General features: G+C 71.3%; 20 protein-coding genes and 1 pseudogene. 11 read left to right on the forward strand and 10 right to left on the reverse strand.

The window, feature by feature from the left end:
• Positions 1-22 precede the first annotated feature (22 nt).
• The 5 genes and pseudogenes from ACFY29_RS13930 to ACFY29_RS13950 form a co-directional block, all read left to right on the forward strand.
• A complete protein-coding gene (locus ACFY29_RS13930; RefSeq protein WP_386985877.1) occupies positions 23-226 on the forward strand; it encodes a hypothetical protein in 204 nt (67 codons plus the stop codon).
• 5 nt (positions 227-231) lie between these two features.
• Positions 232-675 carry a TadE/TadG family type IV pilus assembly protein gene (locus ACFY29_RS13935; protein ID WP_386985879.1) on the forward strand — a complete coding sequence of 148 codons (444 nt, stop codon included), beginning with the start codon at positions 232-234 and terminating at the stop codon, positions 673-675.
• On the forward strand, positions 576-1,139 hold the full coding sequence (locus tag ACFY29_RS13940; protein WP_386985881.1) for a TadE/TadG family type IV pilus assembly protein: 564 nt from the start codon (positions 576-578) through the stop codon (positions 1,137-1,139). The genes ACFY29_RS13935 and ACFY29_RS13940 overlap by 100 nt, the downstream gene beginning before the upstream one ends.
• Positions 1,136-1,585: a pilus assembly protein TadG-related protein gene (locus ACFY29_RS13945; protein WP_386985883.1), complete on the forward strand. Its 450-nt coding sequence runs from the start codon at positions 1,136-1,138 to the stop codon at positions 1,583-1,585. The genes ACFY29_RS13940 and ACFY29_RS13945 overlap by 4 nt, the downstream gene beginning before the upstream one ends.
• A 14-nt stretch (positions 1,586-1,599) precedes the next feature.
• Positions 1,600-2,619 (forward strand): annotated as a pseudogene (locus tag ACFY29_RS13950) (LysM peptidoglycan-binding domain-containing protein); the annotation flags it as partial.
• A gap of 708 nt (positions 2,620-3,327) precedes the next feature.
• Here ACFY29_RS13950 and ACFY29_RS13955 read toward each other — a convergent pair.
• The gene (locus tag ACFY29_RS13955) at positions 3,328-4,179 is read right to left on the reverse strand and encodes a Rieske 2Fe-2S domain-containing protein (protein WP_386985885.1); all 852 of its coding nucleotides are present in this window, start codon (positions 4,177-4,179) and stop codon (positions 3,328-3,330) included.
• 118 nt (positions 4,180-4,297) lie between these two features.
• On the opposite strand from ACFY29_RS13955, the gene ACFY29_RS13960 reads away from it, so the two are divergent.
• Complete coding sequence (locus ACFY29_RS13960; RefSeq protein ID WP_386985887.1) at positions 4,298-5,113, forward strand: crotonase/enoyl-CoA hydratase family protein; 816 nt, start codon at positions 4,298-4,300, stop codon at positions 5,111-5,113.
• On the opposite strand, the gene ACFY29_RS13965 is transcribed toward ACFY29_RS13960, so the two are convergent.
• The 8 genes from ACFY29_RS13965 to ACFY29_RS14000 all read right to left on the reverse strand — a co-directional run bounded on the left by ACFY29_RS13965 (position 5,100) and on the right by ACFY29_RS14000 (position 20,040).
• Entirely contained in the window at positions 5,100-8,798 is a 3,699-nt protein-coding gene (locus ACFY29_RS13965; protein WP_386985889.1) for a discoidin domain-containing protein, read from the reverse strand. The genes ACFY29_RS13960 and ACFY29_RS13965 overlap by 14 nt on opposite strands.
• 196 nt (positions 8,799-8,994) lie before the next feature.
• Entirely contained in the window at positions 8,995-11,847 is a 2,853-nt protein-coding gene (locus tag ACFY29_RS13970; protein ID WP_386985891.1) for a discoidin domain-containing protein, read from the reverse strand.
• 166 nt (positions 11,848-12,013) lie between these two features.
• Positions 12,014-13,648 (reverse strand): glycoside hydrolase family 13 protein, encoded by a 1,635-nt coding sequence (locus ACFY29_RS13975; RefSeq protein ID WP_386985893.1) that lies wholly within the window; start codon positions 13,646-13,648, stop codon positions 12,014-12,016.
• Between the two features lie 99 nt (positions 13,649-13,747).
• A complete protein-coding gene (locus tag ACFY29_RS13980; protein ID WP_386985895.1) occupies positions 13,748-14,635 on the reverse strand; it encodes a carbohydrate ABC transporter permease in 888 nt (295 codons plus the stop codon).
• 13 nt (positions 14,636-14,648) lie between these two features.
• Positions 14,649-15,599 carry a carbohydrate ABC transporter permease gene (locus tag ACFY29_RS13985; protein WP_386985897.1) on the reverse strand — a complete coding sequence of 317 codons (951 nt, stop codon included), beginning with the start codon at positions 15,597-15,599 and terminating at the stop codon, positions 14,649-14,651.
• Positions 15,600-15,681: 82 nt separating this feature from the next.
• A complete protein-coding gene (locus ACFY29_RS13990) occupies positions 15,682-17,061 on the reverse strand; it encodes an ABC transporter substrate-binding protein (protein WP_386985899.1) in 1,380 nt (459 codons plus the stop codon).
• A gap of 383 nt (positions 17,062-17,444) precedes the next feature.
• Positions 17,445-18,446: a LacI family DNA-binding transcriptional regulator gene (locus ACFY29_RS13995; RefSeq protein WP_355600834.1), complete on the reverse strand. Its 1,002-nt coding sequence runs from the start codon at positions 18,444-18,446 to the stop codon at positions 17,445-17,447.
• Between the two features lie 118 nt (positions 18,447-18,564).
• Entirely contained in the window at positions 18,565-20,040 is a 1,476-nt protein-coding gene (locus tag ACFY29_RS14000) for a dihydrolipoyl dehydrogenase family protein (RefSeq protein ID WP_386985901.1), read from the reverse strand.
• A 91-nt stretch (positions 20,041-20,131) separates the two neighbouring features.
• Here ACFY29_RS14000 and ACFY29_RS14005 point away from each other — a divergent pair, with 91 nt between their 5' ends.
• Complete coding sequence (locus tag ACFY29_RS14005; protein WP_386985903.1) at positions 20,132-21,229, forward strand: serine hydrolase domain-containing protein; 1,098 nt, start codon at positions 20,132-20,134, stop codon at positions 21,227-21,229.
• Positions 21,230-21,248: 19 nt separating this feature from the next.
• Here ACFY29_RS14005 and ACFY29_RS14010 read toward each other — a convergent pair whose 3' ends face one another.
• Positions 21,249-22,172, reverse strand: coding sequence for a phytoene/squalene synthase family protein (locus ACFY29_RS14010; RefSeq protein ID WP_386985905.1), 924 nt, complete (start codon positions 22,170-22,172; stop codon positions 21,249-21,251).
• Between the two features lie 64 nt (positions 22,173-22,236).
• On the opposite strand from ACFY29_RS14010, the gene ACFY29_RS14015 reads away from it, so the two are divergent.
• Genes ACFY29_RS14015 through ACFY29_RS14030 form a run of 4 tightly spaced genes read left to right on the forward strand, consistent with a single transcriptional unit; the run spans position 22,237 to position 26,476 of the window.
• The gene (locus ACFY29_RS14015; RefSeq protein WP_386985907.1) at positions 22,237-23,379 is read left to right on the forward strand and encodes a polyprenyl synthetase family protein; all 1,143 of its coding nucleotides are present in this window, start codon (positions 22,237-22,239) and stop codon (positions 23,377-23,379) included.
• Positions 23,380-23,407: 28 nt separating this feature from the next.
• The gene (gene crtI / locus ACFY29_RS14020; RefSeq protein WP_386985909.1) at positions 23,408-24,889 is read left to right on the forward strand and encodes a phytoene desaturase family protein; all 1,482 of its coding nucleotides are present in this window, start codon (positions 23,408-23,410) and stop codon (positions 24,887-24,889) included.
• Positions 24,886-25,506, forward strand: coding sequence for an isopentenyl-diphosphate Delta-isomerase (idi, locus tag ACFY29_RS14025; protein WP_386985910.1), 621 nt, complete (start codon positions 24,886-24,888; stop codon positions 25,504-25,506). The genes crtI and idi overlap by 4 nt, the downstream gene beginning before the upstream one ends.
• Entirely contained in the window at positions 25,496-26,476 is a 981-nt protein-coding gene (locus ACFY29_RS14030) for a MerR family transcriptional regulator (protein ID WP_386985912.1), read from the forward strand. The genes idi and ACFY29_RS14030 overlap by 11 nt, the downstream gene beginning before the upstream one ends.
• Positions 26,477-26,508 lie beyond the last annotated feature (32 nt).

Raw genomic sequence — 26,508 nt, forward strand, 5'->3', positions numbered from 1 at the left:
CCACCCCGAGAAGGAGTACGCCATGTCCATCCTCAGCTACCTGCACGTCGTGGTGACGACGCGGCTGGCCGAGCTGCGCCGTGACGGAGAGCGCGGTGACAGCCCGGTGCCGACCGCTGTGATCATCTTCGGTCTGGTCTTCGTGGCGACGATCGTCACCGGCCTGGCCCTGGGCAAGGCCAACGACTGGATGAAGGCCATCCCGGCCCACACCAACCCGAAGTAGCCGGCATGTGCCGAGCCGCGTTCCCGAGCTGGCGCCGGGCGGTCACCGCCGCCCGGCGCCGACTCGCGGCCGGCGACCGGGAGCGGGGAGCCAACCCGGTGGAGCTGGCCGTGGTGATGCCGCTGATCCTGGTGCTGCTCTTCGCGTCGCTCCAGGTCGCGGCCGTCTTCCTGGCCCGCTCCACAGCGTTGAACGCCGCCCAGAGCGGAGTCAACGCCGAACGGCTGTACGAGGCCAGGGACGGTGCCGGGTCGGCCAGCGCCACGAGGTTCCTGAACGCCACCGGCGGGTGGCTGAAGGGCTGGGACAAGACCGGCCCGAGCTGCGTGACCACCGATACCGAGGTGACATGCACAGTGCAGGGCCGGTCCCTGTCGGTCGTTCCCGGCGTGGACTTCCCCGTGCGGCAGACCGCCCACGGGACGGTGGAACGGGTGACCAACCCGTGAGCCGCCGCGCCGAGCGGGGCTCGGTCTCCATCGAGGTGGCGGTGCTCGCACCCGCGTTCATCGCGCTGATGGTGCTCGCCGGCGTGGCCGGGCGCAGCGCGGTGGCAGCGGAGGCGACCGACGCCGCCGCGCACGACGCGGCCCGCGCCGCCTCGATCTCCCGGAACTCCGGCACCGCCCGGGCCGAGGCTCGGGAGGCCGCCCGCAAGCAACTGGACTGGCACGGCCTGGCCTGCACCAATGCCCTGAACCCGACGTTCTCCGGCTCGGTGGCCGGCAAGCCCACCAGCTTCGACGCCGCCTTCCGTAGCGCGGTCGGTCAGGACGCCACGGTCACCGTGGAGATCGCCTGTGTGGTGTCCTTCCGGGACATCTCGCTCGACGCGGTCCCCGGGATGCCGATCGAGAACCGGATAACGGCGCGCTTCACCTCCCCGCTGGACCGCTACCGGAGCCGGCAATGACCGCCACCGCACCGGCACCCCGACGTGCGCCCACTGGCGAGCATGGCCGGGTCAGCATCTTCCTGGCCGTGGCGATGATCGGCGTGCTGGCCATCGTGGGCCTCTCCTTCGACGGCGCCGGGCAGTTGCGCACCCTGCAACGCGCCGACAATCTGGCCGCCGAGGCGGCCCGGGCCGGCGGTCAGGCCATCGACCGGGCCACCGCGATCGAGGGCGGACCGAAGCGGATCCACCAGCCGCAGGCCCGCATCGCGGTCCGCAACTACCTGGCCACCGCCGGCACCACGGGGCACGACGTGAGCTTCCCGCAGGTCGCCGGGCAAACCCTGATCCGGGTACGCGTCACGATCACCTACCGCCGCTCGATGCTCGGGCTGTTCGGCTTCACCGACCGGGTCACCGTCACCGGCGAGGCGACCGCCCGGGCCATCACGGCAGGACCGTAGGAAGGAAGGCAGCCATGCCCGTATCGGGTCGGTCCGTCGTACGGCGGACCGGACGCATCCTCACCGGCGTCGGCGCACTGGTCGTGCTCTGCGCGCTGCTGGCCGGCGCACCCGTCGCGCTCATCGCCTTCGCCGGCAACCCCCTGCCCGACCACCTGCCCACCATCACCGAGGTGGGCACCGCGCTGACCAGCCGGGACGATGGTCAACTCTTCCTGCGGGCGCTGGCTGTGGCGGGCTGGTTCGGGTGGGCCACGTTCGCCTTCTCCGTCCTGGTCGAGCTGGGAGCGCAGAGCCTGCGCCGGCCTGCGCCGAAGCTGCCCGGGATGGGCCGCCAGCAGAAGGCGGCCGCCGCGCTGGTCGGCTCGGTCGCGCTGATTCTCGCCGCCAGCCCGGCCGCCGCCAGCGCCGCGGCGGTCTACGCCGCTCCGACGTACGCGCCGGCCGTCACCACCCAGGCCGGTCCCGCGTCGACATCGACGATGGGTACGGCCCATGCGGTGGCCGCCCCGCGCGTCGCGGGGCCGCTCGGGCTGGTCGCGCCCGGCGGGCCCGCCGCCAGCGATGAGGCGGCGCCGGTGTACCGGGTGGCACGCGGCGACTACCTCGGCGAGGTGGCCGAGCGTTACCTGGACGAGTTCGCCGACTACCGACGACTTGCCGAGCTGAACCGGTTGGACGACCCGGACCGGATCCACCCCGGCCAACTCCTCCGACTGCCCGCCGAGGCCGCCGACCAGGGCGCCCGGCCGCACGCCACCGGCCGACTGGCCGGCAGGCCCGCCGCGCCCAAGCCGCCGCCCCGGTCGGCGCCCGAACGGACCGCACCGGAGCGGGTGGCCCCGGCACCCTCCAGCGGTACGGAGTCAGCCGGTCAACCGCCCGCCATGACCGTCGGCGCGGCCCGGGCAGGCACCAGTGACCGGGTGAACCGTCCGCTGGCGGTCTCCGCCGTGCTGGCCGTGGCGAGCATCGTCGGCGCCCAGATCGGCGCGGTGCTCGGGCTGCGTCGCCGGCCGGCCACCGCCGGTGCGGCTCCCCGGCTGGCCGCATCCACCCGCACGCCCCGCCGCGCTGCGGGCCGCAGCACCGACAGCACGAGCCGAACCACCGGCGACAGGATCCCGACCGGCGGCACCCCCACTCGGCAGCTCGGCGACGGCCCGGCCGGGAGCGGCGCCACCTGGCCCCCAGTCCGGACGGCACCGGCCATCGAAGCCACGGCACCGACCGCCGGTGGGACGGCACCTGCTGGCGCGCCGGCTTGGAGTGGCGACGAGGGTTGGGGTGGCGACGAGGGTTGGGGCACTGACGCAGGCGATGGCCTGCTGGCCGGCGGGCCTGGCCTGGATTCCGTGCCGGACGGACCTTCGGTCGGTCGGCACCGGCGCAGCTGACCCGGTTCCTGCCCGTCCCGACCCAGGTCGCACAACGGGCTGGCCGCGATGTGCGCGCCACCGCCGCTGCCGGGCCTTCCCCAGCCCGCACCGGAATCAGCGGCTCGATCGATCTCATCGTGTCGACGGCCGGCTCCCGACTCCCGGCTGCTGCTGTGGCAGTGACGTCGCATTCGCCGGGCCTGCCGGCGGCGTCACGCTAAAGAGCGCGATACCTCACAGGTATAAATATGCCTCTGAGGTATCAACGCCGGAAGCAACATGTCCTAGCGGCATAGAGCCTCAGCGACGCGGCGCGTCGGTGGTGGGGCGCGCTCCAGCCAGGGCGACCGGGCGGACAGCCGTTCAGGGCAGTCGGGTCTGCAACACGCCGTTCTGGATCCGGGTGGGCAGGATCTGCTGATCGCTGCCGGACGGCCCCTGCACGACCTCGCCGCCGTTGAGCCGGAACGCGCTGCCGTGCCACGGGCAGACCACGCAGGCGTGGCCGTCGATCTCCTGGACGTCGCCCTCGCCGAGTGGCCCGCTCTGGTGCGGGCAGCGCTCCAGCATCACGGTGACCTCCTCACCGTGCCGGTAGAGGATCACCGAGACGTCGTCCACCTCCCGGGTGACCAGCGTGCGTTGCGGCAGCGCCGCCATCTCGGTCAGCGAATGCCAGCCCTCACTCATCCGGTGCAGCTCGGAGATGCTCTGGTTGACCTGCGCCCCCTGCTTGTACGCCAGGTGACCGCCGACGTACGCGCCCAGGCTCACGGCGGAGAGCCCGAGATATCCGAGGGCACGGCCGACGCCGTGCCGGCCGGCGAGCCGCGCGGCCAGCGAGCCGGCGTAGAGCGTCACGCCGACGGTGTTCGCCGCGGCGTGCACCAGGCCGACCCGGCGCTGGTCCCGGGAGAGCGCCGCCCAGTCGTTCAGCCCGGCGACCGCCGCCGGCAACGCGCTGACGGTGCCCAGGCCGACGAGCATGGTGGCAGGCCGGCGCTGCCCGGGCATCAGGTCCAGCACCGCGGCGCTCGTCCAGGAACCCAGCGGCACCTGCACCATCGCCGGGTGCAGCGGGTGCCCCAGCGTCACCCCGTGCAGCAGGTCCCGCAGCCGCCGCGGACGCAGCGTGCCGAGGACCACCCGCTGCAGGCGGTCACCTGCCCGGTCCAGCCGGGATGCCTGCTCAACTTTCGTCAATAGCGCTCGCACCTGTACCGACTTCCCGGCGAACGCGGTCGCAAACCGGTCGACGGTGACTAAACCCGTAGCGAAACGTGCAAGATCGACGAGGATTGTCCCGGCGGAGCGCCGCGGGCATGCTGGGCCGATGGGTGTACGGGTGGAGCGCGCCGGACCGGTGACCACGGTGGTGCTGGATCGGCCGGCGGCCAGGAACGCGGTCGACGGGCCGACCGCTCGGGCGTTGGCCGACGCCTTTCGGGCCTTCGACGCCGACCCGGACGCGGCGGTGGCCGTGCTCTGGGGCGCCGGCGGCACGTTCTGCGCCGGTGCCGACCTCAAGGCGATCGGTACGCCGAGCGGCAACCGGGTCGAGCCGGAGGGGGACGGCCCGATGGGTCCGACCCGGATGACGTTGGGCAAGCCGGTGATCGCGGCGATCTCCGGGTATGCGGTGGCCGGCGGGCTGGAGTTGGCGCTCTGGTGCGACCTGCGGGTCGCCGAGTCCGACGCGACGCTCGGGGTGTTCTGCCGCCGCTGGGGGGTGCCGCTGATCGACGGTGGCACGGTCCGGCTGCCCCGACTGATCGGTGAGAGCCGCGCACTGGACCTGATCCTCACCGGCCGGCCGGTGCCGGCAGATGAGGCGTACGCGATGGGGTTGGTCAACCGGCTGGTGCCGCCCGGCCAGGCGCGGGCCGCGGCCGAGGAACTGGCCGCGGAGATCGCCCGGCATCCACAGACCTGCCTGCGCAACGACCGGGCGGCGCTGCTGGCCGGCGCGGGTCGGCCCGAGCCGGAGGCCCTGGCGATCGAGTTGGCGTACGGGATGGACTCGCTGGCCGCCGATGCGGCCGCCGGTGCGGCCCGGTTCGCCGGCGGCGAGGGCCGGCACGGCGCGATGCCGCCGGGAGGGGTGAGCCTCCCGGCGGCATCGGCTACCGGCGAGATCAGTTGCGGTTGATGGTGAAGGTCGACGTGGTGTTGCGGATGTCCTGGTAGTTGTTGGTCAGTCGCAGGTTGTTGAAGGTGACCGAGCCGACCGCCGGGCCCTGACCGGGTTCCGGCATCTCGTTGGCCCAGATCGCGTAGCCCGACTTCGCGTCGAACGCGTCACCGCTCTTGCGGACGCCGCTGATCGAGACATTGGTGAAGACCGTGTCCGTGATCGGGTTCTCCGGCTGCGACCCGTTGTACTTGGTCTGGAACATGATGCCGGTGTACGTCGGATCGACGATGTCCACGTCGGACACCCGGATACCGCGGAACTCCTTCGAGGCGGAGAAGACCCAGATCGCGGGGAACGTCTGCGATCCCCAGAAGTGCCCACCGGCCCGAATCAGCGAGATGTTCTGGAACTGGGTCGGCGGGCTGGCCCCGAACCCGATGAACGGGTAGCCGAAGTCCAGCGAGCTGATGGTGACCCCCGAGTACGTCAACATGTCCGCGATGTACAGGTTGCGGAAGATGTTGTTGTAGCCGCCGTAGACCGCCAGCCCGGCCGCGCGCCAGGTCAGCGTGGCCGAGAGATTCTCGAACACGTTGCCGTTGTTGGAGGTCGACGCACCCTGGTCGGTGGCCGAGAAGAGGGCGAAGGCGTCATCGCCGTTCGACCGCCCCTCGGTGTTGGTGATCAGGTTGTTGGTGCTGCCGTTGGTCAGGTTCACACCATCGGCGAAGGTGTTCCGGAAGCGGCTGTTGCGGATGGTCAGCCCGCTGACGCTCACCCCCCAGTACGCACAGACGGTGTGCTCGACCCAGACGCTGTCCAGGGTCATGTTGTCGACGTCCTTCAGCTCACCCCAGACCTTGCCCGGCCCGTCGATGCGGTTGGTGTAGTTGCCGAAGAAGGCCAGGTGCGAGAAGGACGACCCGCTGGCCGACAACTCCACCCGGAAGCCCGCGTCGGTGTTCTGCTGGCCGGTCGGCGTCTGGAAGCGGGTGTACCACATGCCCGCGCCGACCACCGTGATCGGCTTGCCGTACACCTGGAGCTTCTGCGCGGTCTCGTAGGTGCCGGCCGGCAGGTAGACGCCGATCAGGTTTCCGGTGGTGTCCATCCGGACCGCGTCCAGCGCGTTCTGGACGTCCTGGTGGCTGAAGCCGGTCGGCACCCGGTACCGGGCCGGGTCCGGGTTGGCCCGGGGTGCGACCAACTCCAGGTTGATGAAGTCGATCGCGTACGTGGTGGTGTTGGCCGGGTCCTTCTGCAACCGGATCCTGCTGCCGGCCGGGATGGTCGAGTTCAACATGACGTTCGCTTCGTCGTACAGGTGCCGGGGCGGGCCGGCGCTCGGCGAGTCACTCGGGCTGGCCTCGGCTCCGTAGAGCCAGATGTGCTTGGAGGTCAGGTTGATCGGCTTGTGCAGGGCGCCGTTGACGTAGATGTTCAGCGTCGAGTCGATGCCTCCGCCGCCGGCCGAGTCCGGGATCGAGAAGCGCGTGACCAGGGTGTTGGTCGCCGCCCGGGTGGTCCACTCGACGTACGAGCCGGTGCTGTTCAGGGTCACCGCCCGCCGTCCGGACGCCTCACCGCCGAGGTTGCCGATGTCCCGGTTCGGCCCGACCTGCCCGGCCCCGCCGCCGGTCGTGCCGTCCTCGGCCTCGTACATGTCGTAGCCGAGGTTGGCGCCGCGCCCCACGAAGAGCGGGCGGTCACTGGTGTTGTTGGTCTGCTTGACCGGCAGTTCGTTGCCGTCGACGGCGAGCACCACCCGGACGGTGTACTTCCCGTTCGCGGCGGTCCAGGTGCCCAGGTTGATCGGGCCGACCGTCGCGCCGGCGTTGATCACGCCGGAGTGGGAGCCGGTCAGGGTACGGACCACGGTGCCGGATTCGTTGAGCACGGTCAGGGTGATGCCGTGCGCACCGGACGCCGAGGCGACGTTGCCGGCGTTGCGGATCGATACGGAGAAGGTCACCGTGCTGCCGGGCGGCGGGTTGCCCGGCGACCAGTCGACCGCGGAGGCGACGAGGTCGGAGCTGGCGACCGCGCCGACCACCAGCGGGCTGGGGTTGGTGTAGCTGTTGTTGGTGTCGTCCTGCTCGACGACGGTGTTCGACTCGTCGACCTTCGCGCTGAGCGGGTAGCTGCCCGAGTCACGCGTGCCGATGTTGGCGTTGACGGTGGTCGAGGCGCCGGCCGCCAGGCCGCCGACCGACGCGGTGCCGACCCGGGTGGAGCCCAGGTAGAAGTTGACGTTGGTCGCACCGGAGGCCGCCGAGCCGGCGTTACGCACGGTCGCCGAGAGCGTGATGGTGCTCGTCTCGACCGGCGCGGACGGGCTGAACGACATGCCGGTGACGGTCAGGTCCGGGTTCGGCGCCGGGGTGCCGAAGACCTGGAACTCGGCCACCTGCCCGGCCGGGGCGCCGGTGTTCGAGGCGATCGAGAGCCGCACGTCGGCCGCCGCACCGGAGACCGGGATGGTCACCGTGTTGCCGCTGGCCGGGTTGAAGCTGTAGTTCGCGGCACCGACCAGCGTGGTGAAGGTCGAGGAGCCCTGGTCCCGGCCGAGCACGGTGATGTTCTGGGTACGCGCACCCCAGGCCGAGTCCGGGTTCAGCTTCAGCACGATCTGGCTGAGGCTGGCGTTCGCGCCGAGCTGCACGGTCAGCGTGCTCGGGTTGCCGTTGCCCTCCCAGTAGGTGGCCACGTTGTTGTCGTTGGCGTTGGTGGCCACGAACGTGTGCACGTACCCGGAGGCGGTGATCGGCTTGCCGATCGCCAGGTTGGTGCCGGTCGGCGGGTTGCCGGTGCCGGTCCGGGTCACGGTGTTGCTGTTCGCCGACTGGTTGCCGGCCGCGTCCTTGGCCCGGACGTAGTACGAGACGGTGGCGCTGTCCGGCTGGCTGTCGGTGTACGTCAGCGTCGAGCCGTTGACGCTGCCGCGCAGTCCGCCGTTGGCGTAGACGTCGTACCCGGTCACGCCGACGTTGTCGGTGGACGCGGACCAGGTGAGGCGGATCTGCCCGCTGGCGGGCTGGGTGTACGCCAGGTTGCCGGGGACGCTGGGGGCCTGGGTGTCGGGGCTGCCGACGGCGCCGTAGACCTCGACCTCGGAGAACTGGGCGGCCGGCCAGCCGGTGTTGCCGGTGACCTGCACCCGCACGTAGCGGGTGCTGGCCGCGGTGAAGCTGACGGTGGCGGTGTTGCCGGTGGCCGGGTTGAAGGTGTAGCCGGCGGACGCCTTCAGGGTGGTGAACGACGACCCGTTGGTGGAGCCGAGCACCGACAGCGTCTGGGTACGGGTCTGCCAGGCCGACGGCGGCGGCAGCTTGAGCACCACCCGGTCCACGCTGACCGTGGCGCCCAGGTCGGCCTGGATCCACTGCGGGAACGCGTTGTTGGCGCTCTCCCAGTAGGTGTCGGCGTTGCCGTCGTTGGCGTTGCTCGCCACGTAGTTCTGGTTGTAGCTGCTGGCGGTCATGGTGGCGGAGAGCCCGGCGAGCAGGGCGGCGCGGGCGGCGGCCGCGGAGGGGTCCGCCGCCGGTGCGGCGGTCGCGGGGGTCACGGCCGGCACGGCGGTCAGGAGCAGCCCGGCGAGTACGCCGGCGAGCAGCCGTCGGTGGCCGGTACGGGTGGTTCGGCGAGTGGGATCGGGCGCGCCGGTCGGCGGGGTGCCTCGTCTGGTACCGAATCTGGACATGGCGTCGCTACACCTCTTTCGGGGGTGGGGTGTGGGTGCGTTGCCCGGCGACGGGTGCAGGGGTACGCCCGTCGTACCGCGACAGGTGGGGGACGGTGCGGTGGACAAGACGGGGGATCAGACCGGCCCGGGGCTGCGCTGCGCCGGGCCGCCCGACCGGGTGGCCCCCGCCCCGGACGGGCGGGGGCTGCCCGGCCTAGCTGGAATAGACCTCGAACTCGCTGAGCTGACCGGCCGGCCAGCCGCTGTTGCCGGTGACGGTCAGCCGCAGGTACCGCTGGCTGGTCGCCGCGAACGTCACGGTGGCGGTGTTGCCGGTGGCCGGATTGAAGGTGTAGCCGGCGGACGCCTTCAGGGTGGTGAACGACGAGCCGTCGGTGGAGCCGAGCACCGACAGCGTCTGGGTGCGGGTCTGCCAGGCCGACGGCGGCGGCAGCTTCAGCACGACCCGGGAAACCGTCCGGTTGGCGCCCAGGTCCACGGTCAGCGACTGCGGGAACGCGTTGTTGGCGCTCTCCCAGTAGGTGCTGGGGTTGCCGTCGACCACGTTCGGCGCGACGTACACGTCGGAGTGGCTGGTCTCGGTGACCGGCCGCCCGGCCGCCAGGTTGCCGGTGGGCGGTGGTGTGGTCGGGGGCGGTGTGGTGGGCGGCGGGGTGGTGGGCGTGCCGCCGTACACCTCGACCTCGGAGAGCTGGGCGGCCGGCCAGCCGGTGTTGCCGGTGACGGTGACGCGGATGAAGCGGCGGTCACCGGCGGGCAGGCCGATCGAGACGGTGTTGCCCGCGCCGGGGTCGAAGACCCGACCGGCGGACGCCGCCAGGGTGGCGTACGACGACCCGTCGGTGGAGCCGAGCACCGACAGGGTCTCGGTACGCCGCTCCCAGCCGGCGGGCAGCTTGAGCACCACCCGGTCGACCGACCGGGCCGAGCCCAGGTCGACGGTCACGGTCTGCGGGAAGGCGTTGTTGGCGCTCTCCCAGTAGGTGGCCGCGTTGCCGTCCACCGCGTTGGCCGCGCTGTAGCTCTGGTTGGTGCTGGTGGCGGTCGCCGGCCGGTTCAGCGCCAGGTTCCCCCCGGTCGGGGGCGGGGTGGTGGGTGGCGGGGTGGTCGGCGGCGGAGTGGTTGGTGGCGGGGTGGTGGGTCCGCCGCCCCACTGGGGGTCCGGCCACGGGCCGCAGTACGGGGTCGGGGTGTACCAGCCGGAGTTGCCGGCGCCCTGGGTGACCTGGAAGCCGCCGCCCACGCAGTTGTGGATCGGGTTGCTCTGCGCGATGCCGGTGGCCCGCACGTTGGTGAACGACACCTGGCTGGGCGCCTGCACCTGGAGCGCGTACGTGCCGGCGCCGTCGATCCGCACGTTGTTCAGGTTGATCCCGCTGGTCTGGCCCTCGATCCAGTGCAGGGCGGCGTACGAGCTGTCCAGGATGTCGGTGTCGGTGATGTTGATGGTGGGCTGCTGGAACGCCTCGTTGAGCGCGGAGAACCAAATCGCCCCGACGCCGAAGTTCCAGTTGTAGTCCGAGTTGCCGTTGCGGATCAACGTGTTCCGGGCGATCGTCCAGGTGCCCTGGACGCCGGTGGCACCCTGCACGCCGGGGTAGCGATTGGCGACGTGGATGCCACCGCCGTTGGTCAGCGAGTCGGCCGTCACGTTGTCGGTGATCTTGATGTCCCGGCCGCCATAGCTGACCAGGTGGTTCGCCAGCAGGGTCACGCCGATGGTGTTGTGCGTGAAGGAGTTGTTGACGTTCGGCACGTTCTGCGCCCACATCGCCAGCGCGTCGTCGCCGGTGTTGCGGACGAAGGTGTTGGTCACCGTCGAGTTGGTCACGCCGGTGTGGAAGTTCACCCCGTCGGCGGTCTGGTCCAGAATCCGGCTGTTGCGGATGGTGAAGTTGTCCATCGGGCCGTCCATCCACGCCCCGACCTTGGTGTTCTCCAGCCAGAGGTTGTCCACCACCGAGTTGGTCATCGCCCCACCCAGGGCGTTGACCTGGTCGTCGTCCACCCGTTCCCGGATGTCGCCGATGATGGCGAAGTCCCGCAGCGTGACGTTCCGGCTCGGGCCACCGGCCTCGTGCGGGCGGACGCCGCCCGTGTAGCCACCACCGGGGACGTACTTGCCGTAGATGCCGGCGGCCCGCTTACGGTCGGTGGGGTGCCGGCCGCCGAGCACCGAATACCACGGGCCGGCGCCGCGCAGGGTCACCCCGTCGACCACCACGTGGTCCCAGAGGGTGAAGGTGCCGGTCGGGATCCAGACCACCCGGCCCTGGGCCTTACCGGCGTCGACCGCCGCCTGGAACTTCGCGGTCGAGTCGGTCGCACCGCTCGGGTCGGCGCCGAAGTCGGTGACCACGTCGAGCGCACCGGCGGGCTTGTCGATCGGCTCGCCGACCAGCTCGAAGTCGGCCAGGTCGATGGTGAAGGTGGGCGACTGGGCGGTCGAGGAGACCTGCAACCGGACCTTCGTACCGGCCGGGTAGGTGCTGCCGAACATCGCCCGGGTCTCGTCGTAGAAGTGGTGCGGGTTGGTGTCGCCCGGGTTGTTGTTGAACGGGTAGCCGCCGTAGTACCAGCCGTACCTCGAGGTCACCGGGACCGACTTCAGCAGCGTTCCGTTGGCCCGCAGGTCGATGGTGGCGTCCCGGCCCGTGCCGGCCGGGCTGTCGGGCAGGCTGTGCCGGAAGGTGACCGCATTGGCCGGGGCGGTGAGGGTGAACTCGACGTACTCGCCGACGGAGTCGAGGGTGACCGCCTCCCGGCCGGACGCCTCGGAGGGCAGCGTGCCGTAGCGCCGGTCCGGGCCGATCTTCGTGCCGTTGTGGGCGGCCTTCTCCGCCTCCTGCTCGACGAACGGGACGGTGGCGCCCCGGCCGGGAATGTCGAAGGGGGACAGCCCGGCCGCCGAGGCTGGGGTTGCGGTGCCGGTGACCGCGAGGGCGGTCACCGAGGTCGCGACGAGCAGGGTGGCGGCGATGGCGGCCAACCCTAACCGGGTCGGGTGTCGGAGGTGGTGCGCGGTGCCGGTGGTGTGGTTGGCCATGAGCTGCGCTCTCCCTTTCGTCAGGCAGGCCAGATCCCCCCGTATCCGTGCGGCGTGGCGTGTCCCCCCTCTTTCCTCCTTCCTCCGACGGCCCACGCTGGGCCGGGGCGGGTGCTCGGTGCCGGCGACCGGGACGGGCCGCCGGCACCACGGCGATCAGGTCAGGTCAGGCCGCCGGTTCTGGGGTACGCAGCCAGACGGCAGTGTCCGGTGGCAGCAGACCGTCATCGAGCGGCCCGCTGGCCAGCAGCAACTCCCCCTCGGCGGGCAGCGGGACCGACGAGTCGGCGAGGTTGACGAGGCAGCGGAACCCACCGCCGCGGCTGAAGGCGAGCACCCCGTCCGGGGCGGGCAGCCAGCTCAGGTTGCCGTCGCCCAGAGCCGGTTCGGCCCGCCGGATCGCGATCGCCGCCCGGTACAGCTCCAGCATCGAGGCCGCGTCGCCGGTCTGCGCCCGGGCCGTCCGGTCCTTCCAGTCGGCCGGCTGGGGCAGCCAGGGCGCCGCGGCGCCGGCGGGGCTGAACCCGAACGGCGGCTCGTCACCGGCCCAGGGCAGCGGCACCCGGCAGCCGTCGCGACCGGGGTCGACCCGGCCGGAGCGTTCCCACATCGGGTCCTGGCGCAGCGCGAACGGAATGTCCTCGACCTCGTAGAGGCCCAGCTCCTCGCCCTGGTAGACGTAGGCGGCGCCGGGCAATGACAGCGAGAGCAGCGCGGCGGCCCGGGCCCGGCGGGTGCCCAGCTCCAGGTCGGTGGGGGTCCCCTCGCGCTTGGCGGCGAAGCTGAACGTGGTGTCCGCGCGGCCGTAGCGGGTGACGTGCCGGGTGACGTCGTGGTTGGAGAGCACCCAGGTGGCCGGCGCGCCGACCGGCGCGTGCGCGCTCAGCGTCCCGTCGATGCTCTCCCGCAGGGCGGAGGCGTCCCAGGCACAGCCGAGGAAGTCGAAGTTGAACGCCGCGTGCAGTTCGTCCGGGCGCAGGTAGTTGGCGAACCGCTGCCGGTCCGGCATCCACACCTCGCCGATCAGTGCCCGGTCGCCGGGGTACTCGTCGGCGACCCGCCGCCACGCCCGGTAGATGTCGTGCACCCCGTCGAGGTCGCGGAACGGGTGCGGCCGGCCCGGCACGGTCTCGGGCAGCGTCCCGTCCTTGACCAGCAGCCCGGCCGAGTCGATCCGGATGCCGTCCACCCCCCGGTCGAACCAGAACCGCAGAATGTCCTCGAATTCGGCCCGCACCGTGGGGTGGTCCCAGTTGAAGTCCGGCTGCTCGGGGGCGAACAGGTGCAGGTACCAGTCGCCGGGCGTGCCGTCCGGGTTGGTGGTCCGGGTCCAGGTCTCGCCGCCGAACTCGCCGACCCAGTCGGTGGGCCGCTGGTCGCCGTTCGGGCCCCGGCCGGGCCGGAACCAGAACAGGTCCCGCTCGGGCGCGCCGGGCCCGCCGGCGAGTGCCGCCTGGAACCAGGGGTGCGCGTCGGAGCAGTGGTTCGGCACCACGTCGACGATGGTCCGGATGCCGAGCACGTGTGCCTCCGCGATCAACGCCTCCGCCTCGGCGAGGGTGCCGAAGACCGGGTCGATGTCGCGGTAGTCGGACACGTCGTAGCCAGCGTCGGCCATCGGCGAGGGGTACCAGGGGCTGAACCAGATCGCGTCGACGCCGAGCGCGGACAGGTGATTCAGCCGGGACCGGATGCCGGCGATGTCGCCGATGCCGTCGCCATTGCCGTCGGCGAAGCTACGTGGGTACACCTGGTAGATCACCGCTCCACGCCACCACGGACCGCTGTCTGCTGTGGACACGAGCACCTGCTTTCTGCATCAGTACGTCGGCGGGTTCGCCGGACCTAGATATGTGTCGGGCGAACAGTCGTTGTTCGCCGCGGGAGGTTACGCTGCCGGCTATCCCTTGAGGCTGCCCGAGGTCAGACCGGACATGATGTTCCGCTGGAAGATCAGGAAGATGATGACGGTCGGGATCGCGGCGATGACCGACGCGGCGATCACCACGTTCATGGGCGTACCACCCGAGAAGGCGTAGATGCCGACGCTGACCGTCCGGGTCTCGGGCGACGGCATGACCAGCTTCGGCCAGAGGAAGTCCTTCCAGACCGCCGTCACGGCGAAGATCGAGACGACGCCGAGGATGGGTCGCGACAGCGGCAGGATGATCGACCACAACGTGCGCAGTGACGTCGCCCCGTCCATCAGGGCTGCGGCCATCAACTCCTCGGGAATCGAGTCGAAGAACCGTTTCAACAGGAAGATGTTGAACGCGTTCGCGACCAGCGGCAGCCAGATCGCAAACGGTGAGTCGAGCAGGTTGATGTGCAGGATCGGCAGGTCGATCACGGTCACGTACTGCGGGACGATGAGGACCATCGCCGGAATCATCAGCGTGCCCAGCATCAGGGCGAGGATCACGTTGCCGAACATCGGTCGAAGCTTGGACAGCGAGTACGCGGCAGCGGTGTCGAAGACGAGTTGGAACAGCACCGCGCCCGTCGCGTAGTAGAACGTGTTGAACAGCAGTTTGGCGAGGTCCAGGTTGTTCCACGCATCGATGTAGTTCTGCGGCTCGGGATCCTGCGGGAACAGCGAGGGTGGGGTCTGCGCGATCTCCTGGCCGGACTTGAGCGCGCCGGTGACCATCCAGTAGAGCGGGCCGAGGAAGACGAGTGTGAAGCCCGCGATGACGACGGCGAGCAGCGTCCAGTAGATGACCTTGCCGCGCCCGCGGCTGAGCTGGGCGTGCGAGATAAGGGTCCGGGTCCCGGAGTCCTGTGCCATTCCTCGTCCCGTCCTAGTCCTGTTTCGCGCTCAGACGCAGGTAGGCGGCGGAGAAGCCGGCCAGCACCACGAGCATGATCACGCCGAGCGCCGCAGCGCCGTTGAGGTCGTTCTGGAAGAATCCGTGCTGGTAGATGAGGTACGCCACCGAGGTCGCGGAGTCCTCCGCGCCCGCACCGTTGGCGAGGATCAGCGGTTCGATGAAGAGCTGCATCGTGGCGACGATCTGCAGCATCGCCAGGAGCGCGAGGATCAGCCGGGTCTGCGGGATCGTCACGTTGACGATCCGCCGCCAGATGCCGGCACCGTCGAGCTCGGCCGCCTCGTAGAGCTCGCCGGGAATGTTCTGCAGCGCCGCCAGGTAGATGAGCACGGCACCGCCCATGTTCATCCAGGTCGACGCGATCACCATCGCCGGCATCGTCATCTCGGGGGACTGCATCCACTGCGAGGTGGGCAGGTGCAGTGCCTTGAGGATGGCGTTGAAGAGGCCCGCCTCGCTGGGGTCGTACGCGTAGAACTTGAAGAGGAAGAGCGCCGAGGCTGGTGGCAGCATCACCGGCAGGTAGACCAGGATTCGCAGGTACCCCTTGGCGTGCCGGAACTCGTTGAGCAGGATCGCCACGAAGAACGGCACCGCGTACCCGAGTACGAGTGCGAGCACCGTGAAGTAGAGCGTGTTCTGCCAGGCGGGCCAGAAGCTGGGGTCGGCGATGATGCGGGAGTAGTTGTCCCAGCCCACCCAGGTGGTCTCGCCCCGCCGGGTGCGCTGGAAGCTCATCACGATGCCGCGGATCATCGGATACCAGGAGAAGACAACGAAGCAGAGCACCGCCCCGATCAGGAACGCGTGACCGGTGAGGTTGTCCCGTACCTTGCGGCCGAGGCTCGTACGCTGCGGCCCCGGGTACGAGGACGTGAGGCGCCCCGGTTTTCTGGCGGCCGGGACGGTGGTGATCGCCAAGGCAACTCCTGGGTGATTCAGTGACCGGACGATGCGGCGCGAATGGTGTGGGGGCCGGCGCACCGGCCCCCACAGCATCGGATCAGCTCTCGGCAGCGAGGAGCTGGTTGACCTTCTCTTCGGCCGTCTTGAGCAGCGCGTCGATGTTCGCGTTCGGGTTCGTCAGCACACCGGACATCGCGGCGTCGAGCACCGCGTAGACCGCCTGCGCGTTGCGCGGCTCACCCTTGATCGTTACCGGGGTCGCCTCGAAGAGCGCGAAGTTCGCGGTGTCGACGTTCGCGTTCGCCTTACGCAGCTCGAGCTCCTGCTTCTGCGCCGCACTGCCGTTGGCGAAGAGCAGCGGCTGGGGCAGACCGACCGGGTAGTTCTGCGGCTTGGCCCGGACGTAGTCGAACTGACCCTTGCCAGGCGTCAGCTTCTGGTACGCGATCCACTTCAGACCGGCCTTGACCTGCTCGGGAGAGAGGTCCTTCTTGAAGAAGTAGCCCTCGCCACCACCGAGCGTGCCCTTCGCCGCGCCGTCCTGGCCGGGCAGCGGGCTCATCGCCCAGTCCTGGAACTTGCCCTGGAACTGGCTGACGATCGCCTGGGTGGAGTCGGGCGCGCCGATGAACATGCCGACCTTGCCCGCACCCGCGTTGGTCAGCAGGTCGCCCCACTGCAGCAGTTGCCGGGCACCCATGCTGTTGTCGCCGTACCGCATGTCCTTGAGGTTCTGCAGGACCTGCTTGCCCGCCGCGTTGTTGAAGTCGGCCTTCTTGCCGTCGGGGGTCAGCACCTGGCCGCCCTGCGAGTAGAGCAGGGAGGTGAAGTGCCAGCCGCCGGTGTTGCCGGCGCTGTACTCGGAGTAGCCGGCGATGCCGTTGCCGAGCGCGGAGATCTTCTTGGCGGCGGCCCGGACCTCGGCCCAGGTCTTGGGCGGGTTGTTCACGTCGAGCCCGGCCTGCTGGAACAGGACCTTGTTGTAGACCAGGCCCATCGAGTAGTTCTTCACCGGGACGGCGTAGAGCTTGCCGCCGTCGGTGAAGACCTCCTTGAGCGCCGGGTCGACGCTGTCCCAGGTGGGGATCGTGTCCTTGTTGACGAACGAGGAGATGTCCATCGCCTGACCGGAGTCGAGCACCTGCTGAAGATCGGTCATGTACCCGTAGAACACGTCGGTCACGGTGCCGCCGGCGAGGCGGGCGGTGAAGTCCGGCGGGTTGTTGCACTGCTCGCCGACGCTCACGCTCTTGACGACGATGTCGGGGTTCTGCCGCTGGAACTCGGCGACGTCGTCGTTCCAGTTCTTCAACAGCTCTTTCTGAGCGCCGACCGGCTGGCAGTCCACTGTGATGGTGACCTTGCCGCCTGCGTTGGTGTCCTTGTCGTCGCTCTTCGTGGAGCACGCCGTGAGGCTGAACCCCAGGCCGGCCACGAGCGCTAACGCCGCAGCCTTTCGGTATTGCGGTACGGACATCTGTCCATCCCTTCGGGAACGGGTGTCTCCATGACGTTCGTGATCTGCGGTGATACGACCTGACGCCCAGTAGCTGCGTCGGAGCCAGGTGTGAGTGGAGTCACTGTAACGAGGTCGTCTCATTTCGGCAAGGTATCGATGCTGTTGTGAAAGGACACGACTTCCTAACGGCAAATGACGACAAGACCGTGAAACAGGCCCGGGATGTTGGCTTTTCAGCCCTTATGGACCGACGGCGGATCAGGCCGGCGTTGCGCGGTTCCGGCAACGACGAAAAGGCCGCCGACCGCGCGAGGCGGTCGACGGCCGAAGCGTCGTTTCAGCGGAACCTACGGAGGCGATCCTCCGGGGCCGGGACGGTCAGTCGGTGTCCAGCTCGCTGGTCAGCGGCCGGGGGCGGGCGCGGTGGAACCACGCACCACCAGCTCGGGCTCGAACAGCAACTCGTCGTGCAGCACGCCGGCCCCCTCGATCTGAGTGACCAGCAGGTCCACCGCGGCCTGCCCCATCGTCTCGATCGGCTGCCGCACGGTGGTCAATGGCGGGTCGGTGCAGGTCATGAACGCGGAGTCGTCGAAGCCCACCACGGACACATCGGTCGGCACCGCACGACCCAGCCGCCGGGCGGCCCGGATGGTGCCCAGAGCCAGCACATCGCTGGCGCAGATGATGCCGGTGACGCCCCGCTCGACCAACTTGGTCGCGGCGACCCGCGCCCCTTCCATGGAGAAGCTGGAGCGCTCGACGTACTCCGTGTCGTCGCCCCAGCCCGCGGCCTGGACCATCGCGTCCAGCTTGCGCCGGGACGGCACGTGCCCCTCCGGGCCGAGCACCATCCCGATCCGGTCGTGCCCGAGCGAGCGCAGGTGCCCGTACGCCTGCTCCACCGCCACCGCGTCGTCGGTGGAGACCCGGGGGAAGCCCAACTCGTCCACACCCGCGTTGACCAGCACCACCGGCAGGCCCCGGTCGGTCAGCCGGCGGTAGTGGTCGTGCCGGGCGTCGGCCAGCGCGTACGAGCCACCGGCGAAGATGACCCCGGAGACCCGGTGGTCGAGGAGCATCTCCACGTAATCCATTTCGGAGACGCCACCGATGGTGCGGGCGCAGAGCGCCGGGGTGAACCCACGTTGGGCGAGGGAGCCGGTGACCACCTCGGCGAGCGCCGGGAAGATCGGGTTCTGCAACTCGGGCAGCACCAGCCCGACCAGCCGGGCACGCTCGCCGCGCAGCTTGGTCGGTCGCTCGTAGCCGAGCACGTCCAGCGCGGTCAGCACGGCCGTCCGGGTCGCCTCGGAGACTCCGTCCCGACCGTTGAGCACCCGGCTGACGGTGGCCTCGCTGACGCCCGCCTTCTTGGCAACTTCAGTCAACCGCTTGGTCACGGCCGCAATCGTACGTCATCAGAATGAAAGAAATGAACAGCCACCTGCCGACCGTTTGCTTCATCCTTGCCGTGCGCTGTCCGCCGCCGGCCGTCCCGACGACGGTGGACCGACACCGTCAGGACAGGTCGCGCAGCGCGTCCTCGATGGCCCGGTGAAAGGTCGGATAGGCGTAGATCATGTGCCGGAGCTGGCTCAGTGGCACGGCCGCGTGCACCGCCACCACCAGCGCGGAGAGCACCTCGCCGCCGGCCGGGCCGACCGACGTCGCGCCGATCAGCACACCCTGGTCGGCGTCCGCGATCAGCTTGATGAACCCCTCGTCGCCGACCCGGTGGATCCAGCCCCGGGTCGAGCTGCCGAGCTTGGTGAAACCGACCTGCACGTTGATGCCGCGCTCCCGGGCCTGCCCCTCGGTCAGCCCGACCGCGCCGACCTCCGGATCGGTGAAGGTCACCCGGGGCAGCGCGCGGTAGTCGGCGCGCGGGACGCTGCCGGCCGATCCGCTCGACCCGCTGGCCCCCAACGAGCTGGCCGCGCCCATCGCGCCGCCGACCACGCTCGCGGTCCCGCTGGCGTCCGGCCCCGCCTTCGCCTGCCGGGCGTTGGCGAGCACGTCGGCGATCACGATGCCCGCCTGGTACATGGCGATGTGGGTGAAGGCGCCTTCGCCGGTCACGTCACCGACCGCCCAGATGCCATCGGAGACATGCAACCGGTCGTCCACCGGCAGGTAGCGCTGGGCGGCGTCCAGGCCCACCGTGTCCAGCCCCAGCTCGTCGAGGTGGGCCCGCCGCCCGGTCACCACCAGCAGCCGGTCGGCGGTGAACTCCGCCCCACCGGCGCCGTGCAGGGTGAACCGACTGCCGTCGTGCTCGACCCGCTCGGCGCGTACCCCGGTGTGGATCTCCACGCCGTCGGCGCGCAGCGCCGCGGCGGCCACCTCGGACGCCTCCGGCTCTTCGAGGGCCAGCACCCGGTCCAGCGCCTCCACCACGGTGATCCGGACCCCGAACCGGGCGAAGACCTGGGCCAGCTCCAACCCGATCGCGCCGCCGCCGAGCACCAGCAGCGACTCCGGCAGCTGCTCGACCTCGATCGCCTGGTGGTTCGTCCAGTACGGAGTGTCCGCCAGCCCGGCGATCGGCGGCACCGAGGGCCGGGTGCCGGTGCCCAGGACGATCCCGTGTCGGGCCTGGAACACCTGGTCGCCGACCCGGACCCGACCCGACCCGTCGAGCCGGCCGCTGCCCCGGACGAACCGGCCGCCCCGATCGGTGAACCGGCGCACCGCGACCGTGTCGTCCCAGGTGTCGGTGGCCTCCTCGCGGATCCGCTTCGCGACCGGCGCCCAGTCCGGCTGGACCTGTGCCGTCCCGGCCAGCCCGTCGACCCGGCGCGCCTCGGCGAGCGCGTTGGCCGCCCTGATCATCATCTTGCTCGGGATGCAGCCCCAGTACGGGCACTCCCCGCCGACCAGGTCCCGCTCGATGCCGACGACACTCAGGCCGGCCTCGGCGAGCCGCCCGGCCACCTCCTCGCCGCCAACGCCGAGCCCGACCACGACCACATCCACCAGCTCCGGCTCCGCCACCTGGACAGCATCCCCCAGCGGCCCCGCACCGACCACCGGGGTCCGGCGAAAAGTCGACGCGCTCCCGGACCGTTCCACCTACGGTGACCGGATGCACGCACGCTTCGCCCCGGTCCGGGACTGCTTCCACGACCTGCTCGCAACCGGCCGGGAGACCGGTGCCAGCCTGACCATCTGGTACGACGGACACCCGGTGGTCGACCTGATCGGCGGCTCCCGCACCAACGCCGGATCCGGCGCACCGACCAGCGACGCGGGCGACGGCGCGTGGCGGCCGGACACGCTGGTCAACGTCTACTCGGTCAGCAAGCCGGTGGCGGCACTCTGCCTGCTCATGCTGGTGGACCGGGGTCGGGTCGACCTCGACGCGCCGGTCACCCGGTACTGGCCGGAGTTCCAGACCCCGGCCACCGTGCGGCAGGTGTTGTCGCACACCGCCGGGCTGCCGGCCTTCCCGGTGCCCCGGCCGGCCACCGCGATCGCCGACTGGGCGCTGCTCACCGGTGACCTGGCCGCCGCCGATCCCGAGTGGGTGCCGGGTTCGGTGGCCGGGGAGCACGCCTGGACGTACGGGCATCTGGTGGGCGAGCTGGTCCGCCGGGTGGACGGCCGGTCGGTGGGCCGGTTCCTGGCCGAGGAGATCGCCGGCCGGTGGCGGCTCGACCTCGGCTTCGGGCTGTCGGAGGCGGACCAACGGCGCTGCGCGGACCTGCGGTACGGCGACCCGCAGTGGCCCACCCGCGTACTCGGCGAGCCGGGCTCACTCCGGGCCCGGGCCATGGGCAACCCGGCCGGCGGGCAGGACCTGGCCGTACTGAACAGTCCGCTCTGGCGAGGCGCCGAAATGCCGGCGGTCAACCTGCACGCCACCGCGTCCGGCCTGGCCCGGCTCTACGCCGGCCTGCTGGCCGGTGGTGTCCTGGACGGCGTCCGGCTGTTCAGCCAGGAGTTGGTGGCGGAGGCGACCCGGGTCCAGTACGACGGGCCGGATCTGTTGCTGGACCGTCAGACCCGGTGGACGCTGGGCATGCAGTGGGAGCCGGACGGCAGCTGGGGCATGGGCGGCCTCGGCGGCAGCAGCGCGTGGGCCGACCCGGAGCGGGGCTACACCTTCGCGTACGCGACCGGCCGGCTGGCCGAGCACGACCGGGTGGACGAGCTGGTCGAGGCGCTGCACTCGGTGCTCTGATCCGCCGTGGTGCTCGCGGTCACCGGGCCGCGGCGTGGAGCCTCGGTCCGGGGATGGTGACCGGGGTACCGGTCGAGGTGAGCAGGGCGCGGGCGGCCACCTCCATCCGTCGCCGCTGCGGCACCAGGGCCCGCCGGGCGAAGACGTCGTAGTCCTGCGCCGCCACCTCGTCCAGGATGCCGCCGTAGAGCGCGTACGCCGTGCGCATGCAGGCCTGTGAGGCTGGCGCGAGCATGGTGATGCCCGGCGCGGCGGCGGCGTAGTGCGCCTGTGCCCGGGTCACCTCGTACTCGATCAGCTCGCGGGTCCCGGGCGTGCCACGCCCCCGGGCACGGGCCTTGGCCAGCTCGTCGCGGGTGACGCCGAACTTCGCCAGGTCCTCGTCCGGCAGGTAGGTGCGGCCCCGGTCGAGATCCTCGGCGACGTCCCGGATGAAGTTGGTGAGCTGGAAGGCGAAGCCGAGCTGCCGGGCGGGTTCCCGGGCCGCCGCCGGGTCGGAGCTGCCCAGGATCGGCAGCATCATGGTGCCGATGACCGCCGCCGAGCCCTCCATGTAGTCGAGCAGGTGGTCGTACGTCGGGTAGGCCGTGACGGTCAGGTCCATCGCCATGCTCTTCAGAAACGACGCAAAGTCGTCCCGGTCGAGATCGAAGATGGCAATCGTGTGCAGCACGGCCGGCAGCAGCGGGTCGTCGACCGGCGCGCCGTGCAGACCGGCCATGAACCGGCTGGCCCAGTCGTCGAGCCGGGCGGCCCGTTCGGCCGGCGGCAGGGCCTCGGTGCGATCGACGATCTCGTCGGCGTACCGGGTGAACCCGTAGAGGGCGTGTACGTGTCGCCGTTTCCACGCGGGGAGCAGCCTGGTGGCGAGATAGTAGGTGCGGCCGTGACGTCTGTGTACCTCACGGCACCGGTCATAGGCGGCTGTGAGATCAGTGTCCACCGGGCCTCCTCAGTTATCGACGCACCAATCGACGCAACTCGTAGCCTAGGGTACGCTCGGCCGCATGGCCAACGACGCAGTTGCGGGGAACGCGATCCGCCTGGCGCCGACCCGGCCGGGCGACAGGGACGATCCGGTCCGCGCCGTGCTGGCCGCGTACACCCAGGAACTGACCACTGCGGTGAACGACACCCTGACCACCTTCCTCGCCGCCGAGGTCGACTCGCTCGCCGAGATCGACGCAGCGATGGGCGGCTTCGCGGCCGCCGCGCGGGAGGCCGTCCTGGCCGGCGGCAAGCGGATCCGGCCCACCTTCGCCTACTGGGGCTGGCGCGGGGCGGTCGGCGGCACCGAACCGCTGCCACCGGTGCTGCCCGCGTTGGCCGCGCTGGAGTTGCTGCACACCTTCGCGCTCGTGCACGACGACGTGATGGACGCCTCCACCACCCGCCGCGGCCGGCCCACCGTGCACGTCGCGGTGGCCGCGCAGCACGTCGCCGCCGGCCACCGAGGTGACCCCGACCGGTTCGGTGAGGCCGTCGCCATCCTCATCGGCGACCTCTGCCTGGTCTGGGCCGACCGGCTGCTGGCACAGGCCACCGTGCCGCCGACCCGGCTGTTCGAGGTCCGCCGCTGCTACGACCAGATGCGGGTGGAGACGGTCGCCGGGCAGTACCTCGACGTGCTCGGCGAGAACGACGCCGCCAACTGGTCGGTCGACCGGGCGCTGCGGGTGGCTCGCTACAAGACGGCGAGCTACACCGTTCAACGACCGCTGCTCTTCGGCGCCTGTCTGGCCGGCGTTCCCGCCGACGCCCCGCTGATCGCCGCGTACACCCGCTACGGCCTGGCCGTCGGCGAGGCGTTCCAACTCCGCGACGACCTGCTCGGCGTCTACGGCGATCCGGCCGCCACCGGCAAGCCGGCCGGTGACGACCTGCGCGCCGGCAAGCCGACCACGCTGCTCATGCTGGCCCGGCAGTTGGCCACGCCGGCCCAGCTCAGCGCGTTGGAGCGGGCCGGTGCGGAGCCGGTCGACCGACTCGCCGAACTGGTCGCCGACACCGGCGCCGTGGCCCGGGTGGAGCGGATGATCGCCGAACGGGTGGGCGACGCGCTGGCCGCGCTCGACGCCGCACCCGTGGACCGGACGGCGCGGACGGCGCTGACCGGTCTGGCCGTCGCCGCCACCGACCGGCGGGCCTGATGAGCAACTTTTTCGAGGAGGTGGTCACGTGCGGACGGTGACGGGACGGACTGACCGGGTGGTGGTCGTCGGCGCCGGGCTGGGTGGGCTGGCCTGCGCGCTGCACCTGGCCGGCAGCGGTCGGCAGGTGACCGTGCTGGAACGCGAGCCGGTGCCCGGCGGGCGGGCCGGCCGGCTCGCCGTGGACGGCTACGAGTTCGACACCGGCCCGACCGTGCTCACTATGCCCGACCTGATCGCCGAGGCGCTCGGCGCGGTCGGCGAGGAGTTGCGCGACTGGCTCGACCTGACGCCACTCGACCCGGCGTACCGGGCGTACTACCCGGACGGCTCGACCCTCGACGTGCTCACCGACACCACCCGGATGGCGGCCGAGATCTCCCGCGTGTGCGGGCCGCGTGAGGCCGACGGCTACCTGCGCTTCGTCGACTACGCGCGGGAGCTGTGGCGGCTGGAGCGGACCGACTTCATCGAGCGCAACCTGGACGCGCCGACCGACCTCATCACTGGCAACCTGCTCAAGCTGCTCACCGGCGGAGCCTTCCGCCGCCTCCAGACGAAGATCAACCAGTTCTTCCGGGACCCGCGCACCCAGCGGATCTTCTCCTTCCAGGCGATGTACGCCGGGCTCGCCCCGCACGACGCGCTGGCGATCTACGCGGTCATCGCGTACCTGGACTCGGTGGCGGGGGTCTACTTCCCGCGCGGCGGCATCCACGCGGTCTCCCGGGCGATGGCCGGCGCCGCCGAGAAGCACGGCGTGCAGATCCGGTACGACACCATGGTGACCCGGGTGGAGACCGCGAACGGCCGGGCCACCGGCGTGCTGACCGCCGACGGCGAGCTGGTGCCGGCGGACGTGGTGGTGCTCAACCCCGACCTGCCGGTCGCCTACCGGGACCTGCTCCCGGCGGCTCCCAAACGCCGGCTCACCTACTCGCCGTCCTGCGTCGTCCTGCACGTCGGCTCCCGCCAGGGATATGCGAAGATCGCCCACCACAACATCCACTTCGGACGCGCGTGGAAGGGCACCTTCGATGAGGTCATCCGCCGGGGTGAGCTGATGACCGACCCGTCGCTGCTGGTGACCAACCCGAGCCGGACCGACCCGTCGGTCGCCCCACCGGGCCGGCACACCTACTACGTGCTCGCGCCGGTGCCCAACCTCGACCGGGCGCCGTTCGAGTGGCGCGGCGACCTGACCCGCCGCTACGGCGACCAGCTGATCGGCACCCTGGAGGAGCGCGGCTACGTCGGCTTCGGCGCCGGAGTGGAGGTGCTGCAGGCCATCACCCCCGCCGAGTGGGCGGAGCAGGGGATGGCCGCCGGCACCCCGTTCGCCGCCGCGCACACCCTCTTCCAGACCGGCCCGTTCCGCCCGTCGAACCTGCACCGCGACCTGTCGAACGTGGTCTTCGTCGGCTCCGGTACCCAGCCCGGGGTCGGTGTGCCGATGGTGCTGATATCCGGCAAGCTGGCCGCCGGCCGGATCACCGGGGAGGGTCGGTGAGCAGCCGCGAGGAGCACCTCGTCGAGCTGGTCGACGACGCCGGCCGAGCCCTCGGCCAGACCACCGTCGCGGCCGCCCACCAGCCGCCGGGGCGGCTGCACCGGGCCTTCTCGGTGCTGCTCGTGGACCCGGACGGCCAGGTGCTGCTCCAGCGGCGGGCCGCGGTCAAGACCCGGTTCCCGCTGCGCTGGGCCAACTCCTGCTGCGGCCACCCCCGGCCGGGCGAACCGCTCGCCGACGCGGCCAACCGGCGGCTACGCGAGGAGCTGGGCACCGGCCCGGTCGAGCTGACCGAGGTGGGCGTCTACGTCTACTACGCCGAGGACCCGGCCACCGGACGGGTCGAGTTCGAGTACGACCATGTGCTGAAGGGCGAGTTCCGCCCCGGCGCCCCGCTGCTGCCCGACCCGGACGAGGTGGCCGAGCTGCGCTGGGCCGAGCCCGCCGCACTGGAGGCCGACCTCGACCTGGACCCCCGGTCGTACGCACCCTGGCTGGTCGGGGTGGTGAACCGGCTGCTGCGCCCCTCGGGGCCGACGTCCGACGCACCCGGCCAGGCCGTGACCCCGTCCGGATCGTCGGCGGATGATGCGGCGGAGCGGTCAGGTGGCCGATGAGCCGCTGAGCGCGGGCGCCGTGGCGCGCAGGCTGGGGGTCGCGGTCACCACCCTGCGCACCTGGCACCAGCGCTACGGACTCGGGCCCAGCGAACACGTCCCAGGCCACCATCGCCGGTACACGCCGGCCGACCTGGCGCGCCTCGAGATCATGCGACGGCTCACCGCCGACGGCGTGAGCCCCGCCGACGCGGCCCGCTGGGCCCGCCAGGCACCGGATTCGACACCCGCCGATGTCGTCATCCGCAGTCGCATCGGCACGCCCGGCCGGGATGGCGGCGGCGGAACCATCCCGGTGGGCCGCGCCGGCCCCGCCGCCCGCGGGCTGGCCCGGGCCGCCATGCGGCTGGACGGTGCGGCGATCAGCGAGACGATCGCGCACGCTCTGGCCGCCAACGGGGTCGTCGCCACCTGGGACGGCCTGCTACGCCCGGTGCTCGTCGGCATCGGCGACCGGCACGCCGCCACCGGCGCCCTGATCGAGGTGGAACACCTGATCTCCCGCTGCGTGTCGGAGGCGTTCGCGGCGGCCAGCCGGGCCACCGTGCCCACCGGGCCGGCCCGGATCCTGCTCTCCTGCGCCGACGAGGAGCAGCACAGCCTGCCACTGGAGGCGATGGCCGCCGCGCTCGCCGAGACCGGGGTCAGCTACCGGATGCTCGGCGCCCGGGTGCCGGTGGCCGCCCTCGTCGAGGCGGTCAACCGAACCGGGCCGGCCGCCGTGGTGCTCTGGTCACATACCCCGGCCACCGCCGACCCCGCCCAGCTCAGCGCGCTGCTCGCCGCGCCACGCCGCCCGCTGCTGGTACTCGCTGCCGGCCCCGGCTGGCGGGCCGACACGCTGCCCGCCGGGGTGGTGCGGCCGGTCGGCCTGGCCGAGGCGGTCTCGCTCGCCGTCGCGGTCCGTGACTCACTGGACCAGTCGAAGGGGGGCCTCACCGGACTGTCGGCCCTCGGCGACGTCCGTTAGCGTCGGGGAGTCCGCCTACCCCGACCCCCCCC

The organism is Micromonospora sp. NPDC000668 (assembly GCF_042897975.1).
Classification (GTDB): domain Bacteria; phylum Actinomycetota; class Actinomycetes; order Mycobacteriales; family Micromonosporaceae; genus Micromonospora.

What these genes read in the sequence shown, in the direction of transcription:
- ACFY29_RS13930 (WP_386985877.1), top strand. Translation starts at nt 23, where the DNA reads ATGTCCATCCTCAGCTACCTGCACGTCGTGGTGACGACGCGGCTGGCC.
- ACFY29_RS13935 (WP_386985879.1), top strand. Translation starts at nt 232, where the DNA reads ATGTGCCGAGCCGCGTTCCCGAGCTGGCGCCGGGCGGTCACCGCCGCC.
- ACFY29_RS13940 (WP_386985881.1), top strand. Translation starts at nt 576, where the DNA reads ATGCACAGTGCAGGGCCGGTCCCTGTCGGTCGTTCCCGGCGTGGACTT.
- ACFY29_RS13945 (WP_386985883.1), top strand. Translation starts at nt 1,136, where the DNA reads ATGACCGCCACCGCACCGGCACCCCGACGTGCGCCCACTGGCGAGCAT.
- ACFY29_RS13960 (WP_386985887.1), top strand. Translation starts at nt 4,298, where the DNA reads ATGGGTGTACGGGTGGAGCGCGCCGGACCGGTGACCACGGTGGTGCTG.
- ACFY29_RS13965 (WP_386985889.1), bottom strand. Translation starts at nt 8,798, where the DNA reads ATGTCCAGATTCGGTACCAGACGAGGCACCCCGCCGACCGGCGCGCCC.
- ACFY29_RS13970 (WP_386985891.1), bottom strand. Translation starts at nt 11,847, where the DNA reads ATGGCCAACCACACCACCGGCACCGCGCACCACCTCCGACACCCGACC.
- ACFY29_RS13980 (WP_386985895.1), bottom strand. Translation starts at nt 14,635, where the DNA reads ATGGCACAGGACTCCGGGACCCGGACCCTTATCTCGCACGCCCAGCTC.
- ACFY29_RS13990 (WP_386985899.1), bottom strand. Translation starts at nt 17,061, where the DNA reads ATGTCCGTACCGCAATACCGAAAGGCTGCGGCGTTAGCGCTCGTGGCC.
- ACFY29_RS14005 (WP_386985903.1), top strand. Translation starts at nt 20,132, where the DNA reads ATGCACGCACGCTTCGCCCCGGTCCGGGACTGCTTCCACGACCTGCTC.
- ACFY29_RS14015 (WP_386985907.1), top strand. Translation starts at nt 22,237, where the DNA reads ATGGCCAACGACGCAGTTGCGGGGAACGCGATCCGCCTGGCGCCGACC.